Annotated in this window: 19 protein-coding genes; 7 read left to right on the forward strand and 12 right to left on the reverse strand. The window is 70.4% G+C overall.

Going from position 1 to position 18961, the window contains the following annotated elements; genetic code table 11:
- Positions 1-147: 147 nt before the first annotated feature.
- From ACIBCK_RS14340 to rsmI, 4 genes are all read right to left on the reverse strand, one after another.
- Entirely contained in the window at positions 148-1536 is a 1389-nt protein-coding gene (locus tag ACIBCK_RS14340; protein ID WP_399390025.1) for a ubiquitin-like domain-containing protein, read from the reverse strand.
- 142 nt (positions 1537-1678) lie between these two features.
- A complete protein-coding gene (locus ACIBCK_RS14345; RefSeq protein WP_399390027.1) occupies positions 1679-2599 on the reverse strand; it encodes a TatD family hydrolase in 921 nt (306 codons plus the stop codon).
- 24 nt (positions 2600-2623) lie between these two features.
- Positions 2624-3073, reverse strand: coding sequence for a hypothetical protein (locus ACIBCK_RS14350; protein WP_399390028.1), 450 nt, complete (start codon positions 3071-3073; stop codon positions 2624-2626).
- 191 nt (positions 3074-3264) lie between these two features.
- A complete protein-coding gene (gene rsmI, locus ACIBCK_RS14355) occupies positions 3265-4110 on the reverse strand; it encodes a 16S rRNA (cytidine(1402)-2'-O)-methyltransferase (RefSeq protein WP_399390673.1) in 846 nt (281 codons plus the stop codon).
- Positions 4111-4269: 159 nt separating this feature from the next.
- On the opposite strand from rsmI, the gene ACIBCK_RS14360 reads away from it, so the two are divergent.
- The 5 genes from ACIBCK_RS14360 to ACIBCK_RS14380 all read left to right on the forward strand — a co-directional run bounded on the left by ACIBCK_RS14360 (position 4270) and on the right by ACIBCK_RS14380 (position 11116).
- Positions 4270-6018 (forward strand): dolichyl-phosphate-mannose--protein mannosyltransferase, encoded by a 1749-nt coding sequence (locus ACIBCK_RS14360; RefSeq protein WP_399390030.1) that lies wholly within the window; start codon positions 4270-4272, stop codon positions 6016-6018.
- 133 nt (positions 6019-6151) lie between these two features.
- Positions 6152-7783, forward strand: a complete 1632-nt coding sequence (locus tag ACIBCK_RS14365) for a penicillin-binding transpeptidase domain-containing protein (protein WP_399390032.1) — start codon at positions 6152-6154, stop codon at positions 7781-7783.
- A gap of 316 nt (positions 7784-8099) precedes the next feature.
- Positions 8100-9686 (forward strand): penicillin-binding transpeptidase domain-containing protein, encoded by a 1587-nt coding sequence (locus ACIBCK_RS14370; protein ID WP_399390675.1) that lies wholly within the window; start codon positions 8100-8102, stop codon positions 9684-9686.
- Between the two features lie 84 nt (positions 9687-9770).
- Positions 9771-10268 carry a YbaK/EbsC family protein gene (locus tag ACIBCK_RS14375; RefSeq protein ID WP_399390033.1) on the forward strand — a complete coding sequence of 166 codons (498 nt, stop codon included), beginning with the start codon at positions 9771-9773 and terminating at the stop codon, positions 10266-10268.
- Complete coding sequence (locus ACIBCK_RS14380; protein ID WP_399390035.1) at positions 10265-11116, forward strand: EamA family transporter; 852 nt, start codon at positions 10265-10267, stop codon at positions 11114-11116. Before ACIBCK_RS14375 ends, ACIBCK_RS14380 begins: the two co-directional genes overlap by 4 nt.
- A gap of 10 nt (positions 11117-11126) precedes the next feature.
- Here ACIBCK_RS14380 and ACIBCK_RS14385 read toward each other — a convergent pair whose 3' ends face one another.
- The 3 genes from ACIBCK_RS14385 to ACIBCK_RS14395 are packed head-to-tail and all read right to left on the reverse strand — an operon-like array spanning position 11127 to position 12474.
- A complete protein-coding gene (locus tag ACIBCK_RS14385) occupies positions 11127-11381 on the reverse strand; it encodes a DUF397 domain-containing protein (RefSeq protein ID WP_399390037.1) in 255 nt (84 codons plus the stop codon).
- Positions 11378-11626, reverse strand: a complete 249-nt coding sequence (locus ACIBCK_RS14390; protein WP_399390039.1) for a DUF397 domain-containing protein — start codon at positions 11624-11626, stop codon at positions 11378-11380. Before ACIBCK_RS14390 ends, ACIBCK_RS14385 begins: the two co-directional genes overlap by 4 nt.
- Positions 11623-12474, reverse strand: a complete 852-nt coding sequence (locus ACIBCK_RS14395) for a Scr1 family TA system antitoxin-like transcriptional regulator (protein WP_399390041.1) — start codon at positions 12472-12474, stop codon at positions 11623-11625. The genes ACIBCK_RS14390 and ACIBCK_RS14395 overlap by 4 nt, the downstream gene beginning before the upstream one ends.
- A gap of 159 nt (positions 12475-12633) precedes the next feature.
- On the opposite strand from ACIBCK_RS14395, the gene ACIBCK_RS14400 reads away from it, so the two are divergent.
- A complete protein-coding gene (locus tag ACIBCK_RS14400) occupies positions 12634-13083 on the forward strand; it encodes an ATP-binding protein (protein ID WP_399390042.1) in 450 nt (149 codons plus the stop codon).
- Positions 13084-13106: 23 nt separating this feature from the next.
- On the opposite strand, the gene ACIBCK_RS14405 is transcribed toward ACIBCK_RS14400, so the two are convergent.
- The 5 genes from ACIBCK_RS14405 to ACIBCK_RS14425 form a co-directional block, all read right to left on the reverse strand.
- Positions 13107-14369: an alpha/beta hydrolase family protein gene (locus tag ACIBCK_RS14405; RefSeq protein WP_399390044.1), complete on the reverse strand. Its 1263-nt coding sequence runs from the start codon at positions 14367-14369 to the stop codon at positions 13107-13109.
- 159 nt (positions 14370-14528) lie between these two features.
- On the reverse strand, positions 14529-15761 hold the full coding sequence (locus tag ACIBCK_RS14410) for a serine hydrolase domain-containing protein (RefSeq protein ID WP_399390046.1): 1233 nt from the start codon (positions 15759-15761) through the stop codon (positions 14529-14531).
- Positions 15762-15796: 35 nt separating this feature from the next.
- The gene (locus ACIBCK_RS14415; RefSeq protein ID WP_399390048.1) at positions 15797-16564 is read right to left on the reverse strand and encodes an energy-coupling factor ABC transporter ATP-binding protein; all 768 of its coding nucleotides are present in this window, start codon (positions 16562-16564) and stop codon (positions 15797-15799) included.
- Complete coding sequence (gene cbiQ / locus ACIBCK_RS14420; protein WP_399390050.1) at positions 16552-17313, reverse strand: cobalt ECF transporter T component CbiQ; 762 nt, start codon at positions 17311-17313, stop codon at positions 16552-16554. The genes ACIBCK_RS14415 and cbiQ overlap by 13 nt, the downstream gene beginning before the upstream one ends.
- Before the next feature lies 1 nt (position 17314).
- Positions 17315-18400, reverse strand: coding sequence for an energy-coupling factor ABC transporter permease (locus tag ACIBCK_RS14425; RefSeq protein ID WP_399390052.1), 1086 nt, complete (start codon positions 18398-18400; stop codon positions 17315-17317).
- A 203-nt stretch (positions 18401-18603) separates the two neighbouring features.
- Here ACIBCK_RS14425 and ACIBCK_RS14430 point away from each other — a divergent pair, with 203 nt between their 5' ends.
- The gene (locus ACIBCK_RS14430; RefSeq protein WP_399390054.1) at positions 18604-18957 is read left to right on the forward strand and encodes an SsgA family sporulation/cell division regulator; all 354 of its coding nucleotides are present in this window, start codon (positions 18604-18606) and stop codon (positions 18955-18957) included.
- Positions 18958-18961: the final 4 nt, after the last annotated feature.

The raw sequence follows: 18961 nt of genomic DNA on the forward strand, positions 1-18961 counted from the left end.
GCCCGGAGCACGGCTCGCGGCGCTCCCGCGCCGAAGTATCAAGGCGGCCACCGGACGATAGCGAGGACGGACATACCGGCGCGGCCCCGCACCCACCACGAAGCAGCGCCGCTCCCCGCACGCACCCGCAGCCGGAAGCGCGCCCCCCTACAACCGCCCCCCACAATGCGGCCAAGGGCTGGCCCCCCGCTGTACATACAGCTTCTTCGCGCGGTACGTCTGTTCCTCCGATGACGCGTCCTGCGGCCGGCCCGAGCCGCCGAGCCCCTGCCAGGTGCGGGTGTCGAACTGGTACAGGCCCCCGTACGTCCCCGACGGGTCCACCGCGTTCGGGCGGCCGCCCGACTCGCAGTGCGCCAGCGAGCCCCAGTTCAGACCCTCCGCCCCCGCAACCGAGTTCGGACGCTGCTTCGTGCCGACCTTCACGATCCGCGTCTGCGGCTCACGCACGATCTCCGACCGCAGCCGCCGCGGCTTCTGCTTGACGCCGTTGACCGTCCGCAGCGCGTACGTGACCCGCCGCGTCCCCTGGTGCCCCTGCCGCTCCACGACCTCCGTGCCCGCGAACAGCGACGGATCGTCCGTCCGCCGTACGTCGAACGGGATCGGCTCCTCCCGCACCTCCTTGCGCCCGGAGATCCGCATGACGGTGACCGTCTGGCCGTCGCGCGGAAAGCTGCCGGGCGGGACGGAGGTGGTGTCCTGGCCGTGCAGGCTGATCCCGGACTCCTCGACCGCTTCCCGCACCGTCGCCGCATTCGTACGGATGGTTCGCTCACGGCCGTCCGCCATGATCGTCACCGTGCGCTCGGTCCGTACGTCGAGATCGAGGCCGCCTCGCTCGATCCGCTTGCTGCGCGACGTCGACAGATAGGCGCCCTCGGCCCGCACCCCGAGCTGCCGCAGCGCCCCGTCCACCGTGCGGGCCGTCGTCCAGACCTCGCGCCGCTGCCCGTCGAGGGTGAGCTTGACCGGCCGGCCGTAGCGGACGGCGATCTCGTCGCCGCTGGCGAGCGCCGCGCCCGCGGCGGGCGCCACGATGTCGTGCGCGCCGAAGTCCACGCCCTCGTCCTCCAGCAACTCCCCCACGTCGTCCGCGAAGGTGTGCAGAGTCCGCGACTCGCCGTCGACGCTCAGCCGCACGGCCTTGTCGTTGGCGACGAAGGCCGAGGTGCCGCCCGCGAGGAAGGCGACGACCAGCGCCTGCGGCAACAGCTTCCGCAACGTATCGGGCCGCTCGGGCCGCTCGGGCCGCTCCAGCCGCTCGGAGGGGGCCTGCGACCGCGGTCCTGACCGCGGCTTCGCCTTCTTCCGCCGGGCCGCCCGCCGCGCCTCGGCCCGCCCCCCGCCGGGGAGAACCACGGTGGCCTGCAGGGGAAAGAACTCCGGCTCCGCCCCCAGCTCCGGCTCCGGATCCCGCTCCGGATCCCGCTCCGGCTCATAGGTCGTGCCGCCCCCATAAGACGTCTCGTAGGACGTCCCGTAAGACGTCGCGTACTGCGGCGACGGCGACGGCGACTGCGGCGCATGACTCACGACGACGCTCCAGCGTTCTCGTTCTGGTCCGGATCGGGCGAGGCGGACCAGAACCTAGCGGAGCGACCGTCACTCTCCAAAGCAGGACGACTACGCAGTGTCGCGGTGCGTGCCTGAATCACCAGGCCACGGGCGTTATCGGTCAGTAATCAAATGCGCGCGCCGTATTGACCGAGATCGCCTCGGCCATGGCGTCCTCGCCGATCCCCCGCACCTCGGCCATGGCCCGCAATGTGACCGGAATGAGATACGGCGCGTTAGGCCGTCCGCGGTAGGGAGCGGGCGTCAGGAAGGGCGCGTCCGTCTCCACGAGGACCAGTTCGAGGGGCGCCACGGCCAGCGCGTCCCGCAGCCCCTGCGCGTTCTTGAACGTGACGTTGCCCGCGAAGGACATGAAGTACCCGTGTTCCGCGCAGACTTGGGCCATCACCGCGTCGCCCGAGTAACAGTGGAAGACGGTGCGCTCCGGAGCCCCCTCCTCCTTCAGGATCCGCAGCACATCTTCGTGGGCCTCGCGATCGTGGATGACCAGGGCCTTGCCGTGCCGCTTGGCGATCTCGATGTGGGCGCGGAAGGACCTCTCCTGGGCGGCCTTGCCCTCGGGCCCCGTGCGGAAGTAGTCGAGCCCCGTCTCGCCCACGCCCTTGACCTGCGGCAGCGCGGCCAGCGCGTCGATCTCGGCGAGCGCGGCGTCCAGCGCGCCGTCGCCGCCCGCCTCGCGAGCCCCCTGCCGGGACCAGCCGTCGGGATCGCCGTGCACGATGCGCGGTGCCTCGTTGGGATGCAGGGCGACGGTGGCGTGCACGCTCCCGTGCGCGGCGGCCGTCTCCGCGGCCCAGCGCGAGCCCGCCACGTCACAGCCCACCTGCACGACCGTCGTCACGCCGACCGCGGCGGCCTTGGCGAGCCCCTCCTCCACCGTCCCCGACTGCATGTCGAGGTGGGTGTGGGAGTCGGCGACCGCCACCCGAAGGGCTTCGGGCGGCGGCGGCGCGGCGTTCTTGGTGTCGGCGTTCTTGCCGTCGGCACGCTTGCCGTCGGCGTCTTTGGAGGTGGAAGGCATACCCCCGATCCTACGAAGCGGGCGTCAGCCCGCCTTGCGGTGGTGGAAGGGATGCAGCAGCGCCGACAGATGCCAGTGGTGCTGCTTGGGCTCACGGGGCTCCACCGTGGCGGCCGCCCCGGACTCGTCCCCCGCCGCCTTCTTCGCCGCTTTCTTCTCCGCTGCCTTCGCCGCAGGCGCATGATGCCGCTGCAGCAGATCGAGCACCGACGACACCTGCCCGGCCCGCATGATCCGTACGACATGCCCACCGCAGTTCACGCACGTCGGCCGGGTCAGGGGCGACGGCACATGCAGGCCGTCCGCCACGTACATCACGAATTCCTTGCCCTTGCCGTCCACGTGATGCTCGATGTCGTACGACTGCTCCCAGCCGTGCCCGCACCTCATGCAGGCGAAGGCGTACGACTCGTGGACGGTGTCTATCGCGGTGGACGCCGTGGTGTGGTGACCCGTGTCGGCGATCTCACTCATGCCAGCTCCTCTTGTCCGCTGGACAAGCGCTGCCGGACCGGGCTTCCCCCGGCCGGAAGCGTGGGGACGGGTGCGTCCCTTCGACCAGTGGACGCCTTTCCCGGAGCGAGCGCATCAGACCTGTCGACAGTTGAAGCCGATTTGGCCTTTCCTTAGCCTTCAGGCCTGGTGCGCGGCCCGCACTTTGCCTTTCACGATAGTCCTTTGCCCTCCGATGGGGCGGCCCGAGCCGCATTCTTTGCCGCCACGACCGCATCGAAGACGTCGCGCTTGGGTAGCCCCGCTTCGGCCGCGACGGCGGCGATCGCCTCCTTGCGTCGCTCCCCCGCCTCCTCGCGCACCCGCACCCTGCGCACCAGCTCGTCCGGGCCCAGGTCACCGGGGCTTTTCTCCGGTGCGCCCTCGACGACGACGGTGATCTCACCGCGTACGCCGTCGGCCGCCCACTCGGCGAGTTCCTTCAGCGAACCCCGCTTGACCTCTTCGTACGTCTTGGTCAGCTCGCGGCAGACCGCGGCCCTGCGCTCGTCGCCGAACGCCTCGGCCATCGCGACGAGGGTGTCGTCGATACGGTGCGGTGCCTCGAAGTAGACGAGCGTGCGACGGTCGTCGGCCACCTCGCGCAGCCGCGAGAGCCGCTCGCCCGCCTTGCGCGGCAGGAAGCCCTCGAAGCAGAAGCGGTCCACCGGGAGCCCCGAGAGCGCGAGCGCGGTGAGCACCGCGGACGGGCCCGGCACGGCCGTGACCCGGATGTCCTGCTCCACGGCCGCGGCGACGAGGCGGTACCCGGGGTCGGACACCGAAGGCATCCCGGCGTCCGTCACGAGCAGCACCCGCGCTCCGCCGGCCAGGGCCTCGACCAGATCTGGCGTGCGCGCGCTCTCGTTGCCCTCGAAGTACGAGACGACCCGTCCGCCCACCTGCACGCCGAGCGCCTGGGTGAGCCTGCGCAGCCGCCGGGTGTCCTCGGCGGCCACCACATCGGCCGACTCCAGCTCGGCGGCGAGCCGCGGCGGCGCGTCCGCGACGTCGCCGATGGGCGTGCCCGCGAGGACGAGGGTCCCGGCGGACGGGTTTCCGGGGGCCGGGTTTCCGGGGGGCCGGCTGTCGGGAGAATCTGCGCTTCCTGTCACGGTTCCATCCTCGCAGGGGCCGGGGCGCGGGACTCACACAGTCGGGTTCCCTACGATGGCGCGGTGACCAGTACCGCGTCTTCCCCGGACACCCGCCAGGGCCAGGCAGCCGAGGAGCAGCAGCCGTCGTGGCAGCACAGGCTGCGCCGCTTCGGCTATGTGGCGCGGCCCACCGAGCCCACGGCCGATGTCCGGGCCCGGCTCGTGCCCGCGTACACCGAGCCGGGCCCACGCCTGTGGGCGTCGCTCGGCCTGCCGAAGAGTTACGCCGGCCAACTGGTCCGGTGGTCGGGCTGGATCGGCCCGCTGCTGATCACGCTCGTCGCGGGGCTCACGCGGTTCTGGAATCTCGGCAGCCCGAAGGCCGTGATATTCGACGAGACGTACTACGCCAAGGACGCCTGGGCGCTGATCCACCGGGGCTTCGAGGTCAATTGGCCGGACAAGGTCAACGACACGGTCCTGCAGCAGGGTTCGGGCATCACGATCCCCACGGACGCCGCGTATGTGGTGCATCCGCCGGTCGGTAAGTACGTCATCGGCGTCGGCGAGTGGCTCTTCGGCTTCGATCCCTTCGGCTGGCGCTTCATGACGGCGGTGCTCGGCACCCTGTCGGTCCTGATGCTGTGCCGGATCGGCCGGCGGCTGTTCCGCTCGACGTTCCTGGGCTGTCTGGCGGGCGCGCTGCTCGCGGTGGACGGGCTGCACTTCGTGATGAGCCGCACGGCGCTGCTCGACCAGGTCCTGATGTTCTTCGTGCTCGCCGCGTTCGGCTGCTTCCTGATCGACCGGGACAAGGCGCGGGAGCGGCTCGCGGCCGGGCTTCCGGCCGACGAGGACGGCCGGGTCCGCCCCGACACGTACGTCGCCGAGACGCTGCGCCTGGGGTGGCGTCCCTGGCGCTGGGCGGCCGGTCTGTGCCTGGGTCTCGCCTTCGGGACCAAGTGGAACGGCCTGTACATCATGGTCTTCTTCTGCTTGATGACCGTGCTGTGGGACGTGGGCGCCCGCCGCGTCGCGGGCGCCGAGCGCCCCTACCGCACGGTCCTGAAGCGGGACGTGTTCCCGGCGTTCGTCTCGACGGTGCCGGTCGCGATCGGCGTGTACGTCCTGTCCTGGCTCGGCTGGATCCTCTCCCCGACCGACGGCACGGGCGGCTACTACCGCAACTGGGCGGCCACGGACGGCAAGGGCGGCTCCTGGACGTTGCTGCCCGACTGGCTGCGCAGCCTGTGGCACTACGAACACGCGGTCTACGACTTCCACGTGGGGCTCTCCTCGCCGCACACCTACCAGTCGAACCCGTGGAGCTGGATCGTCGACGGCCGCCCCGTCTCGTACTTCTACGAGTCGCCGCTGCCCGGCAAGGACGGCTGCCCCTCCGGCACCGCGGAGAAGTGCGCCCGCGAGGTCCTCGCGCTCGGCACTCCGATGCTGTGGTGGGCGGGCGCCTTCGCGCTCCTGTACGTGCTGTGGCGCTGGGTGTTCGGCAGGGACTGGCGTGCGGGCGCGATCGTGTGCGGGATCGCGGCGGGTTATCTGCCGTGGTTCATGTACCAGGAGCGGACGATCTTCTTCTTCTACGCGGTCGTCTTCGTGCCGTTCCTGTGCCTGGCCGTGGCGATGATGATCGGCGCGATTCTCGGTCCGCCGGGGTCAAGTGAGCGGCGTCGGGTCGTGGGGGCGGCGGCCTCGGGCGTCCTGGTCCTGCTGATCCTGTGGAACTTCATCTGGTTCTGGCCCATTTACACCGGCCAGGCCATTCCGATCGATTCCTGGCGGGCCCGAATGCTCCTGGATACGTGGGTATAGCCAGGTGCGTGTAGTGCACACCTTGGACACCTTCGGATAACGGCAGCCTCGTACATCCCCCACGCCACTTATCGTTGCCGGCGAGCAACCTTCCCGAATTCATTCGGGAAGGCTCCTGGGGAGGGGACGCGGCATGCACAAAGGGGTAAAGATCACTCTGGTCGGTGGAGTGTTCGCCGTCATGGTCGGGGGCGCGGGGTACGGCGCGTACAACCTGGTGAACGGCGTGACGGGGGGCGGCGGTTCGTCGGTGTCGGGGCCCGAGACGGTGAAGACGGGGCCACCGACGAGCGGCGAGATCGCCGACACGACGGAGAAGTTCTTCGGCGCGTGGGCCAAGGGCGACGCCGAGGAGGCCTCGCACTACACGAACAACGCGGAAGTGGCCTCGCGGGTCCTGACCGGCTACCGCGAGGACGCCCACCTGACGAAGGTGAAGATCACGCCGGGCAAGGCCGCGGGCACGACCGTGCCGTTCTCGGTCGAGGCCACGGTCTCGTACAAGGGGAAGACCAAGCCGTTCGCGTACGACTCCGAACTGACCGTCGTCCGCGGCAAGACCTCGGGCAGCGCGCTCGTCGACTGGTACCCCTCGGTCGTCCACCCCGACCTGAAGCGGGACGACACCCTGGCCACCGGTGAGGCAGCCACGCCCCCCATCGAGGCCGTCGACCGGCACGGCCAGGTCCTGGACAAGAAGGACTACCCCTCGCTGGGCCCGGTCCTGGACCAACTGCGCGCGAAGTACGGCGACAAGGCGGGCGGCACCCCCGGCGTCGAGCTCTACGTCCAGCACGCGGACGAGGCCGCGGCCTCCGAGACGCTCCTCACGCTCGCCAAGGGCAAGGCGGGGCAGCTGAGTACGACGCTGAGCGCGCCCGCGCAGCGCGCCGCGGAGAAGGCGGTGGCGCAGCACGCGAACTCCTCGGTGGTCGCCGTGCAGCCGAGCTCCGGCGAGGTCCTCGCGGTCGCCAACCACCGGCAGGACGAGTTCAACGCGGCGTTCCAGGGCAAGCTGGCCCCCGGCTCGACGATGAAGGTCATCTCGGCGGCGATGCTCATCGACAAGGGCGTGACGAAGGCGAGCGGCCCGGCGCCCTGCCCGGACTCCGCGGTCTGGCAGGGCCGGCGCATAGACAATCTCCCGGGCCTGGCCCCGAACGAGAACGCGACCCTGGCGGACAGCTTCGCGCGGTCCTGCAACACCGCGTTCGTGAAGCTGGTCGACGAGGACGGCATCACGGACGAGTCCCTCACCGAGGAGGCCCAGAACGGCTTCGGTCTGGGCCTCGACTGGAAGGTCGGCATCCCCACGCAGGACGGCACCGTCCCCGCCACCGCGGGCGGTGAGCGCGCCGAGGCCATCATCGGCCAGGGCAAGGTGCAGATGAACCCGCTCAACATGGCGTCGGTCACGGCCACCGCGATGACGGGAGCCTTCCGGCAGCCGGTCATCGTGGACCCGGGCCTCGACGACCGCCGGCTGGCCCAGGCGCGCGGCCTGCCCGCGTCCACGGTGCAGCAACTGCGCCAGATGATGAACCGCACGGCGGTCAGCGGCACCGGCGCCCGCGCCATGTCCGGGCTCAGCGGCAGCATCGGCGCGAAGACCGGATCGGCGGAGGTCTACGGTCAGGAGAAGCCCAACAGCTGGTTCACCGGATACCGCGGTGACGTGGCGGCCGCGGCGGTGGCCCAGGAGGGCGGCCACGGAGGGGACACGGCCGGCCCTATCGTGGCGGCGGTGCTTGCCGCAGGCAGTTGAGGTGATTGGTCGGGGGCTTCATGAAAGCCCCCTAGTGTTGGGCCTTCCGGTGCAGGGCTTGGGGGCTCTGTGGTCTGGGATCTGCGGAGGGTCAGTGGGCAAGCGAGGGCGCGCCAGCGAGCGCAAGGGCATCAGGAACTTCACGGGCAGACCGGGCACTTCGGGTGCGCCCGGTATGCCGGGCGCTTCGGGCGCTGCGGGGGCAGCAGGCGGTCCGGGTGGTCCCGGCAAGAAGAGCGCCAAGGTGCACCCAGGTGTGCTCGGGGGTGCCGCCGCCGTGGTCGTGTGCGGCGTGGGCGTCGCCGCGTACAGCCTGATGGGCGGGTCCGGTGGCGACGGTGGACCGACGGTCGACGAGAAGCCGGTGGCCGCGGGTCCGCCGACGGCCGCCGAGGTCCGGGCCACCACGCAGGACTTCCTCGCCGCGTGGGAGAAGGGCGACGTGGCGAAGGCCGCGGCGCTCACGGACGACCGGACGGCGGCGAAGACCGCCCTGACCGCGTACGCCAAGGACTCCCACCTCACCAAGGTGAAGCTGGCGCCGGGCAAGCGGGCGGGCGCGAAGATGCCGTTCTCCGTCACGTCGACGGTCTCGTACGAGGGAACGAACAAGCCGTTCGCGTACGAGTCCGAGCTGACCGTCGTCCGACGGAAGCACGACGGAAAGACGCTGGTCGGCTGGCAGCCCTCCGTCGTCCACCCGGACCTGAAGGACGGCGACCGCCTGGTGACGGGCGAGGCCGGGGACCCGCCGATCAAGGCGGTGGACCGCGACGGCGGCGAGCTGACGGCGGCCAAGTACCCCTCGCTCGGCACGGTCCTCGACAGCCTGCGCGAGAAGTACGGCGACAAGGCCGGCGGCAAGGCGGGCGTGGAGCTGCGCGTCGTGCGCAAGGACAGCGCCAAGGACGCCGAGAAGTCGGCGACGACGAAGGACGACGCGAAGGCGACGCCCGACAAGACGCTGCTCACGCTCTCCCCCGGCACTCCCGGCACCCTGAAGACCACCTTCGACGCCTCGCTCCAGGCGGCGGCGGAGAAGGAGACCGGCAAGCGCAAGCAGGCCTCGGTCGTCCTGGTGAAGCCGAGCACGGGCGAGATCCTGGCGGCGGCCAACTCGAATCCGACCGGCTTCAACATCGCGTTCCAGGGCTCGTTGGCCCCGGGTTCGACGATGAAGGTCGTCACATCATCGCTTCTCCTGGAGAAAAAGCTCGCGGGAGTGGACAAGAAGCACCCCTGCCCGAAGTACGTGACGTACGGCGGCTGGAAGTTCCAGAACGACGACAAGTTCGAGATCAAGGACGGCACGTTCCGGGCGAGCTTCGCCCGTTCCTGCAACACGGCCTTCATCAGCCAGGCCAAGAAGCTGCAGGACGACTCCCTGACCAAGCAGGCGCAGGAGGTCTTCGGCCTCGGCCGCGACAACTGGTCGATCGGTGTCCCGTCCTTCGACGGCGCGATCCCCGTCCAGAGCGACGCGCAGATGGGCGCCTCGCTGATCGGCCAGGGCGGGGTGCGGATGAGCCCGCTGAACATGGCGTCGGTGGCGGCCACGGTGAAGTCGGGCACGTTCAAGCAGCCGTACCTGGTCTCGCCCGACCTCGACAAGCGCACGCTCGCGACGGCGCCCCGCAAGATGTCGGGCGCGACGGCTTCGGCCCTGCGCGACCTGATGCACTACACGGCGGTGGCCGGCACGGCCGTGGAGCCGATGTCGGGCCTCGGCTCCGACATGGGCGCGAAGACGGGGTCCGCGGAGGTCGACGGCCAGAAGAAGCCCAACGGCTGGTTCACGGCGTACCGCGGTGACCTTGCGGCGGGAGCGGTGGTGCAGGAGGGCGGCCACGGTGGGGACTCGGCGGGTCCGCTGGCGCGGGCGATGTTCCTGGCGGACAAGTAGTCGATCATGTCCCGGGGGGCCGGCCCGTCCGCTATACGGATACATGGTCGCGTGCCCGGTACACGGACCGCTAGCGTGCCGGGCATGAGCGCTACAGAGTCCCCCGCCCACCCCCGTTTCGCCGCGGCCCTGACCGAGCTGGGCCTCGCTGACCTGGTCAGCGAGGTCCGCCGCTTCCCGGAGGCGACGCGCACCGCCCAGGAGGCCGCCGCGGCCATCGGCTGCGAGCTGAGCCAGATCTGCAAGTCCCTGATCTTCGCGGCGGACGGCGTCCCGGTCCTGGTCCTGATGGACGGCGCCTCGCGGGTCGACCTGGAGCTCGTACGGTGGGAGCTGTGCGCGGCGAAGGTGACGCGCGCGAAGGCGGACGTCGTCCGGGAGACCACCGGTTACGCGATCGGCGGAGTACCGCCCTTCGGCCACGCGACGAAGACGCGGGTCCTGGCGGACCGTTCCCTCCTCGACCATGACGTGGTGTGGGCGGCGGCGGGCACTCCGTACGCGGTCTTCCCCATGGCGCCCAAAACCCTGATCTCCCACGCGAACGGCACCCTGGTGGACGTGCGCGAGCTCGCCAAGTGACGCCGCTGGTCACGGCGGCGGTCCTGCTTGCCGCCGTCACGCACGCGAGCTGGAACGCGATAGCCCACCACATCACCGACAAACTGGTCGGCTTCACGCTGATCTCGGGCGGCGGCCTGCTGATCGGCCTGCTCATAGCCCCGTTCGCGGCGATACCGGCGGCGGCCGCATGGCCGTACCTGGTGCTCTCCGCACTCATCCACGTCGGCTACTACGCCCTGCTCATGAAGTCGTTCAAGCTGGGCGACTTCGGCCAGGCGTACCCGATCGCCCGCGGCACTGCGCCCCTGGTGGTCACGGTCCTCGCGGCTGTCTTCGCGGGCGAGATCCCGGACGGCTGGCAGGCGGCGGGCGTCGCGGTCTCCTGCGCGGGCCTGACGGGGTTGGCGCTCTGGGGCATACGCGGCTCGGGCCGCCGCCCCGACTGGGCGGCGATCGGCGCGGCGCTCGCGACGGGTGTCTCGATCGCGGCGTACACGGTGGTGGACGGACTCGGCGTACGGGCCTCCGGCTCCTCCATGGGCTACATCGCGTGGCTGATGATCCTGGAGGGGTTGGCGATCCCGGTGTACGCGGCGTACCGCTGGCGGGGCGAACTGGTCCCCCGCCTACGCCCGTTCGCGGCGGTGGGCTTCCTTGGCGCGGCCCTCTCCGTGGCGGCGTACGGCCTGGTCCTGTGGGCCCAGACCAAGGCGGACCTGGCGCCCATCTCGGCACTCCGCGAGTCGTCGATCATCGTGGGCGCGGCGATAGGCGCGATCTTCTTCAAGGAGAAGTTCGGAGCGCCGAGGCTGGCGGCAGCGGGTCTGATGGTGGTGGGCATCGGGCTGATGCTGCACGCAGGTTGAGGGGGCTGGGTCAGCCCATCGTCGCGTGCGCGGCGTACGAGACGAAGCTCTGCCAAGTCCCGGCGCGGACGGCGAGTTGAGGGCTGTGCTGCACCTTGGAGTCCCGCACGTGCACGGTCTCGGGGCAGGTGGCGACCTCGACGCAGTCGCCGTCGCTGCCGCTGCTGTAGCTGGACTTGCGCCAGGAAAGGGCTACCTCGACGCAGTCGTCGCCCTGCGAGCCGCTGTAACTGCTCTTGAACCAGGCCAGTTCGGACGTACTCATAGCGCTGCCGTCGCGTACGGCAGGAAACTCCGCCACGTCCCGGCAGTGACGGCGAGTTGCGGGCCGTGCTGCACCTTGGAGTCCCGCACGTGCACGGCCTCGGGGCAGGTGGCGACCTCGACGCAGTCGCCCTCGCTGCCGCTGCTGTAGCTGGACTTGTGCCAGGAGAGGGCTACCTCGACGCAGTCATCGCCGTCGGAGCCGCTGTAACTGCTCTTGAACCAGGCCAGATTGGACATGTTCATAGCGCTCCTCGCAATCGTTTCAACAGGCCCAGCGAGTCCTCGGGTGTCAGGGCCTGTGAACGCATCTTCGCATAGCGCTGTTGCAACACGCTGATCTCTTTGGGGTCGGTGATCAACCGCCCGTTCTTCTGCCCCTCCGAATAGGCGAACCACCGATTCTCAGGCGTCTCCGCCAACTGCAATGGCCCATCCAGCCCCGCATGCACCGGCTGCCGCAACGGCATCAGCTGGAACTCCACGTTCCAGTGGCGTTCGACGACGCCCAGCAGGTGGTCATACAGCTCCCGCGTCACTTCCGCCCCGCCCGTATGCCGCTCAAGCACCGCCTGTTCCACGATGAAGCTGAACGCCGTCGGCGGCTTCCGGCTTGTGGCAAGGAGGTCCTGGCGGGCCAGCCGCGCCGTGATGCGCTCGTTCAGCTGCTGCTCGTCCGGCAGCGGCGGCACGCTGAACGACACCGCCCGCGCGTAGGACCCGGTCTGCAACAAGCCCGGCACCACACGGCATTCGTACGTGTACAGGCTCACCGCCTCCGCCTCGAACTTCGCCCACTGCCGGAACCAACTCGCCAACCCCGGCTGCCGGGACAGATGCCGCGCCGCACCCCGCAGCGCGCCGAACGCGTCCAGAGTCTCCTCCGCCCGTTCCACGAAGTCCGGCTGCGGAAAGCGGCGGCCCTGCTCGATCTTGGCGACCGTCTGGACCGAGTACCCGACCGACTCGGCGAACTCCTCCTGCGTCAGGCCCGCCCGTTTCCGGAAGGCCTTGAAGACCTCGCCGAACGTCCGCAGACTGTCCGACACCTCCGGCTCACCGCAGCCCGGCGACCCGCCCGCACCGTCCGTCATACGAGGACACCTCCCGTACGCCTGCCCCGCGACCCACTCCGAACTCGCCTATGGTTACGGTCAGTTGCCAGCACTGTCTACTGTCCGTACTAGTACTCTGACGCAGAGTGCTAGTCGCTGACCTGGTACGCGGAGTCCACCGGCGGCCATTTTGGGGCCATGACGCCCAGCCAGACTCCCCAAGTGCCCGTCACCGAGCGTGTGTTCGCCCAGCGATTCAGCTCCACTCCACGGGGGGCCCGCCTAGCCCGGCACCTCACCCTGCACCGGCTCGACGCATGGGGCATCCCGTACGACTCCGACGCCTCGGACACCGCCGCCCTGCTGGTGGCCGAGCTGGCAGCCAACGCCGTCACCCACGGCCGCGTTCCCGGCCGTGACTTCGAGATGCGGCTCAGCCTCGACGCGTACGCCCTCCGCATCGACGTGTCGGACCCACGCGGTGAGCGTCGCCCCGACGGGGCGGGAGCCGCCGAGGCCCCGTCGGCGTGGGCGGAGGGCGGGCGCGGACTGTTGCTCGTAGAGGCACTGGCCGACCGGTGGACCGTCCTGGACCGCCTGCCCATCGGCAAGACGGTCCGCGCCGAACTGGACCTGCGTCCTCGTTGACCGCGCCTGGACATCGCCGGCCCTTATCGGAGCGTGCTGAACCAGCGCACCACCTCCGCTGTTCCCCGCACGTTCGAGCCGAGGTGCCGTGACTTCTGGTGGTCGACGGCGCCGAGGTCGACGACCGGCACCCCGATTCCCCTCTTCCGGAAGTCCGCGGCGCAGTTGGCCGTGTTCCGGACGGTCGCCTGCTCGTCGCCCTGCGCCATGTAGAGCCGGGTCGGGGCCTCGGGCTTCCAGTCCTTGCACACGCTGTCGGTCGCCCGCAGTCCGGCCGCGAGGCCGCCCTTCGGGCTGGCCAGCAGATCGCGTCCGTACGGCGTCAGCAGTTCGTCCAGCGTGCGGGGCAGTGCGCTGATCATCTGCGGGCCGGTGTGCATACCGTCGAAGAGTTCTTCCACGGCGGGGTCGCGGAACACCTCGCCCGGGTTCTCGTACACATCGTGGACGCGGTCGAAGGCGACCAAGGTGTACGCGGCGTACGCCATGCTCGACCTCGGCTCCAACTCGCCGTCGTCCGCGAGCAGCGCCGGGATCTCCGCACCTGCGAAGTCGTAGGCCCCGCTGATGGGGGCGAGGGCACCGAGTCTGAAGTGCCGGTCCTCGCCCGCCTGGAGGGCCCTGCCGAGCCCGAGCGAGGCCGACGCACCCTGTGAGAAGCCGGTGACCAAGACGTCGCGGTCCAGGGTGCGTCCGGTACGCGGTGTGAACTGGCGGGCGGCGCGGAGCAGATCCAGGGAGGCCGTGGTCTCGGACGGCACGTCCATCCAGGGATGCTTGCCGGGGCCTGTGCCCATGCCGAGGTAATCGGGTGCGACGGTGGCGAAGCCTGCGGAGGCGTACGTGATGGAGGGACCGGTCAGAAACACCTTCCGCTGCATCGAGGGCGCGTCGATACGGTGGACGCCGGTGCCGTGGGCGAACGAGACGGTGGGAAGACGTCCTTGGACCCCGCGGGGGAGGGTGAAAAGACCGCTCGCAGTGGTGGGTCGGCCCTTGGCGTCGATGGTGCGGTAAACGAGGCGGTAGGCGTCCACGCCGTGGCGGGCGGCGCCGGGGTCGTACCCGGAGGAGGTGAGCTCGGCTGCGGAGTCCTTGCGTGACGTGAGGGTGTAGAGCAACTCGGCGGAGAGCAGCGTGCCGCGCTGAGGGGCAGCCGTGGAAGAGGGAGCGGTAGCTGTCCGTGATTCGGCGGCGGCGACGCCCGCCCCGGCGAGGATCGTGGCGACGACGGTCGCGGCTGTGGTGACTCGCAGGTGGCGGCGCGCGGTTCGGGCGACAGGCATGGAGTGTTCTCCCTCATCAGGTCATGGCGATCTGAAGCGGGTTCAGCCTCCAACGGGAAGGGCACTGGAGGCACTGGTGCACACCCCCTGGTGTGGGGGAGGGGTAAGCCCCCCGGAGCGCCGGTTCCCGTTGCGTGTAGCTGCCCTCGGGTGGCGACATCACCTGAGGTTCCAGGCCCTCCCCGCATCGGCGACGAACCCACGTGAGCCCGGCACTTCGCGCAAAGCCTCGTTGACCGCCCGCAAAAGCCCCTGCGCCCGCGGGTCCGCCGTAACCCCCTTCTCCATCCCGTTCGTCACATACCCGAAGCCCACCCCCGACTCCGGATCGGCGAAGCCGAGCGCTCCCCCGCGCCCGGGGTGACCGAACGAGCCGGGGCCAAGGAGGGGCGACGCGCCCCCGTGCAGCATGTAGCCGAGCCCGAAGCGGGTGTTCACGATCAGGACCCGGTCCGCCCCTGCGGACGCCTCGCCTCGCGCCAGCGCCACCGTCTCCGGAGCGAACAACCGCGTCCCGCCCTCGACTTCACCGATCAGCGAGGCGTAGAACCGTGCCAGTGACGAAGCCGTCGCGATGCCGTTCGACGCGGGAAGGGACGCCGCCCGGTACGCCGGGTCGTTCTCGTCCGGTGCCTGGGTGATCGCGCCGAAGGCCCGCTGGGTGAGGGAGTCGGGGTTCGCGTAGGCCTCGGCCACGTTCCGCCGGGGACGGGTCCTGAGGCCGCCCGGAGCCACCGGTGCCGAAATGCGCCCGATCCGCCCGACCCGCCCCGCCTCCCGCTCGGGAAGCCCGATCCACAGGTCGAGGCCGAGCGGCCCGGCGATCTCCGAGGCCACCCACTCCCCGATGGACTTCCCCGTCACCCGCCGCACCAGCTCTCCGGTCAGCCAGCTGTACGTCTGCGCGTGGTAGCCGTGGTCCGTCCCGGGCTCCCACGCGGGAGCCTGCGCGGCGACCGCGGCGGCGGCGAAGTCGGGGTCGGCCGCCTCGGCGGGCGTCAGCGGGCGGTCGAGGGCGGGCACTCCCGCCCGGTGCGCGAGCAGGTCCCGGACCAGCGCCGCCTCCTTGCCCTGCGCCTTGAACTCCGGCCAGTAGGAGCCGACGGGCGCGTCCAGGTCCAGCTCTCCGCGCTGGTGGAGGAGGAGCAGGACGGTGGCGGCCACGCCCTTGGTGGCCGAGCGGACGATCTGCGCGGTGCCGGCCTCCCAGGCGGCGCCCCCGTCCCCGCCGTCGACATCCTTCGTGCCGCCCCACAGGTCCACGGCCTTGCGGCCGTCGCGGTACACGGTGACCGCCGCTCCTTGCTCACCGAGCTCGCGGAAGTTGCGAAGGAAGGCTTCCCGGACCGGTTCGAACCCCGCGGCCACTGTCCCGTGCACATCAACGTCCATGACAGGGCCAACAGCAGCCCATGGCCGTGGATTCCCTAGCCGTTCACCTTCACCGTCTTCGGATCGAAGCCAAAGGGGAGTTCGAGCCGGTGCGCTCCCATCAAGGCCTCGTCGCCGAGCAGCTCTCCCGTCGGGCCGTCCGCCGCGATGACGCCCTCGCTCAGGACCAGGGCCCGGGGGCAGAGTTCGAGTGCGTAGGGCAGGTCGTGCGTGACCATGAGGACCGTTACGTCCAACGAGCGCAGGATGTCGGCCAGTTCGCGGCGTGAGGCCGGGTCCAGGTTCGAGGACGGTTCGTCGAGGACCAGGATCTCCGGCTCCATCGCGAGGACCGTCGCCACCGCGACCCGCCTGCGCTGACCGAAGGAGAGGTGGTGCGGCGGCCGGTCCGCGAACTCCGCCATTCCCACCTGGACGAGGGCCTTGTGGACCCTGGCCTCCAGCTCGGGGCCGCGCAGCCCGGCCGCCGCCGGGCCGAACGCCACGTCCTCGCGCACCGTCGGCATGAAGAGCTGGTCGTCCGGGTCCTGGAAGACGATGCCGACCCGGCGCCTGATCTCCGCCATGTGCTTCTTGCCCACAGGGAGTCCGGCCACGGTGACCGTGCCCGCGCCGCCGGTCAGGATGCCGTTCAGGTGCAGGACGAGCGTCGTCTTGCCCGCGCCGTTCGGGCCGAGCAGCGCCACCCGCTCGCCGCGGCCGATCGTCATGTCGACGCCGAAGAGCGCCTGGTGCCCGTCGGGGTAGGCGAAGGCGAGGCCCGAGACCTGGAGGGAAGCGGCGGTAGCAGTCACAGGGTCCATCCCAACACGCAGACGATGAGAGCGGCGGACGGGAGGGCCAGTGCGTACGTCCACTGTGCGCGCGAGGCCGTGACCTCGTCGATCACCGGCATCGAGCCCGCGTAACCCCGGCTGACCATCGCCAGGTGTACCCGCTCGCCCCTCTCGTACGAGCGGATGAAGAGCGCGCCCGCGGACTTCGCGAGGACGCCCCACTGCCGCACACCCCGCGCCTCGAAGCCGCGGGACTCGCGGGCGATCTTCATGCGGCGCATCTCGTCCGTGATCACGTCGCCGTAGCGGATCATGAACGAGGCGATCTGGACGAGCAGCGGCGGCAGTTTCAGGCGTTGCAACCCGAGGAGCAGCGAGCGCAGTTCGGTGGTGGACGCGAGGAGGACCGATGCCGCGACGCCGAGCGTGCCCTTGGCCAGGACGTTCCAGGCGCCCCACAGGCCGTTCACGCTGAGGGACATGCCGAGTACGTCGACCCGCTCGCCCTCCGCCACGAACGGCATGAGCACCGCGAACGCCACGAACGGCACCTCGATGAGCAGCCGCTTGAGGAGGAAGGGGAGCGGAACGCGGGACGCGTACGCCACCACGCCCAGCAGCGCCGCGTACAGGCCGAACGCCCACATCGATTCACGCGGTGTGGAGACCACCACGAGCACGAAGCAGAAGACCGCGGCCAGTTTGGTGTGCGGAGGCAGCGTGTGGACCGGTGAGTGGCCGGGGCGGTAGAGCCGGTGGGCGTGGCCCGCGCCCATGTCAGGAGTTCTCGGAGACGGTGCCCGTCGACGCCGGACCCACGTCCGTCGAGGCCGGGCCCGTGTCCGTCGTACGGCGGCGCCGCAGCGCCCAGAAGACCGCCGAGCCCGCTACGACGGTGACACCGACGCCGATCACGCCCGCGAGGCCGCCGGAGAGGCGGGCGTCGGTGATGTCCTTGACGCCGTAGTCGGCGAGCGGGGAGTCCGAGGTGGCGTGCTCCTCGGCCTTCTTGTCGATGCCCTTGTCGGCGGCGACCTTCTCCAGGCCGTCGGGGTTCGCGGAGGCGTAGAAGCTGACGAAGCCGGCGAGGACGAGGGAGGTGACCAGGCCCGCGATCCACACCTTGCGGTGCGAGCGGGCGGCGACGGGGGCGGGCTCGGGGGCCGCGTCGGGGGCATCGACCAGCTCACCGCCCACCCGCAGCTTGAGCTTCTGCGTCAAGCCGCGGGCGCCGTACACCAGGTCGGGGCGGACCGCGATGACGGCGCCGACGGTGAGCGCGGTGATGGCCGCCTCGCCGATGCCGATGAGGACGTGGACGCCGACCATGGCGGTGGCGACCTTGCCGATGGAGACGTCGGTGGTGCCGCCGAGCGCGTAGAGGAACGTGAAGGCGACGGCCGCGGCGGGCACGGAGATCAGCGCGGCGACGAAGGAGGAGGCGGTGATGGAACGGCGGCTGCGCGGCAGCACCTTCACCAGGCCGCGGAAGGTGAGATAGGCCACGACGGTCGTGACGACGGCCATGTCCGTGATGTTCACGCCGAGCGCGGTGAGGCCGCCGTCGGCGAAGAGGACGCCCTGCATGAGGAGTACGACGGACACGCACAGGACACCCGTATAGGGGCCGACGAGTATCGCGGCGAGGGCTCCGCCGAGCAGATGTCCGCTGGTCCCGGCGGCGACCGGGAAGTTCAGCATCTGCACCGCGAAGATGAAGGCGGCGACCAGGCCGGCCAGCGGCGCGGTCCGCTCGTCGAGCTCGCGCCGTGCGCCTCGGAGGCTGACGGCGACCGCTCCGGCGGCGATGACCCCGGTGACGGCGGAGACGGGTGCGTTGATGAATCCGTCGGGGACATGCATGCGGGTGCTCCTGGGCAGGACACGAAGAGGAAGGCAGAGCGGATCGCTCGTGAACCGTTCAATGATAGTGCTTTATTGCGAACGGCTTGCAAGAGCGGTTCCTACCCAACGCCTGCCCAGTTATCCCGGTCACTCCTGGAGCAGGAATCGGAATATATGGGACATTAGAGGGCAGAAGGCACGTGATGGTGAGGAGTTCGGCGATGTCCGCAGTAGAGCAGTACGCACGTGCCCACGTCGTCACGGACTCCCCCGAGGACCAGCTCACCGTCCCCGCCGTCCTCCGGTACGACCCGGAGGCCGACCCGCAGGCGGTGCGGATCGGCCTCCCCGGTGCCACAGAGGGTTCCCTGGAGTGGACCTTCGCGAGGCAACTGCTCGAACAGGGCCTGCGAGCCCCGACCACCAGTGGTGACGTACACATCTGGCCCTGCGGCCGGGTCCAGACGGTCATGGAGTTCCACTCGGCGCAGGGGGTGGCGGTCGTACAGTTCGACGCCTCGGCACTGATCCGCTTCCTGCGCCGCACGTACGCGGCCACCCCCGTGGCCCACTGACCCT

The sequence above is a fragment of the Streptomyces sp. NPDC051218 genome (assembly GCF_044455475.1).
Lineage (GTDB): Bacteria > Actinomycetota > Actinomycetes > Streptomycetales > Streptomycetaceae > Streptomyces.

Bases quoted from the DNA above. Each gene is read 5' to 3' on its own strand.
- ACIBCK_RS14345 (WP_399390027.1), bottom strand. From the start codon at position 2,599: ATGCCTTCCACCTCCAAAGACGCCGACGGCAAGCGTGCCGACGGCAAG.
- ACIBCK_RS14350 (WP_399390028.1), bottom strand. From the start codon at position 3,073: ATGAGTGAGATCGCCGACACGGGTCACCACACCACGGCGTCCACCGCG.
- ACIBCK_RS14365 (WP_399390032.1), top strand. From the start codon at position 6,152: ATGCACAAAGGGGTAAAGATCACTCTGGTCGGTGGAGTGTTCGCCGTC.
- ACIBCK_RS14370 (WP_399390675.1), top strand. From the start codon at position 8,100: ATGGGCGGGTCCGGTGGCGACGGTGGACCGACGGTCGACGAGAAGCCG.
- ACIBCK_RS14375 (WP_399390033.1), top strand. From the start codon at position 9,771: ATGAGCGCTACAGAGTCCCCCGCCCACCCCCGTTTCGCCGCGGCCCTG.
- ACIBCK_RS14385 (WP_399390037.1), bottom strand. From the start codon at position 11,381: ATGAGTACGTCCGAACTGGCCTGGTTCAAGAGCAGTTACAGCGGCTCG.
- ACIBCK_RS14390 (WP_399390039.1), bottom strand. From the start codon at position 11,626: ATGAACATGTCCAATCTGGCCTGGTTCAAGAGCAGTTACAGCGGCTCC.
- ACIBCK_RS14395 (WP_399390041.1), bottom strand. From the start codon at position 12,474: ATGACGGACGGTGCGGGCGGGTCGCCGGGCTGCGGTGAGCCGGAGGTG.
- ACIBCK_RS14400 (WP_399390042.1), top strand. From the start codon at position 12,634: ATGACGCCCAGCCAGACTCCCCAAGTGCCCGTCACCGAGCGTGTGTTC.
- ACIBCK_RS14405 (WP_399390044.1), bottom strand. From the start codon at position 14,369: ATGCCTGTCGCCCGAACCGCGCGCCGCCACCTGCGAGTCACCACAGCC.
- ACIBCK_RS14410 (WP_399390046.1), bottom strand. From the start codon at position 15,761: ATGGACGTTGATGTGCACGGGACAGTGGCCGCGGGGTTCGAACCGGTC.
- ACIBCK_RS14415 (WP_399390048.1), bottom strand. From the start codon at position 16,564: ATGGACCCTGTGACTGCTACCGCCGCTTCCCTCCAGGTCTCGGGCCTC.
- cbiQ (WP_399390050.1), bottom strand. From the start codon at position 17,313: ATGGGCGCGGGCCACGCCCACCGGCTCTACCGCCCCGGCCACTCACCG.
- ACIBCK_RS14425 (WP_399390052.1), bottom strand. From the start codon at position 18,400: ATGCATGTCCCCGACGGATTCATCAACGCACCCGTCTCCGCCGTCACC.
- ACIBCK_RS14430 (WP_399390054.1), top strand. From the start codon at position 18,604: ATGTCCGCAGTAGAGCAGTACGCACGTGCCCACGTCGTCACGGACTCC.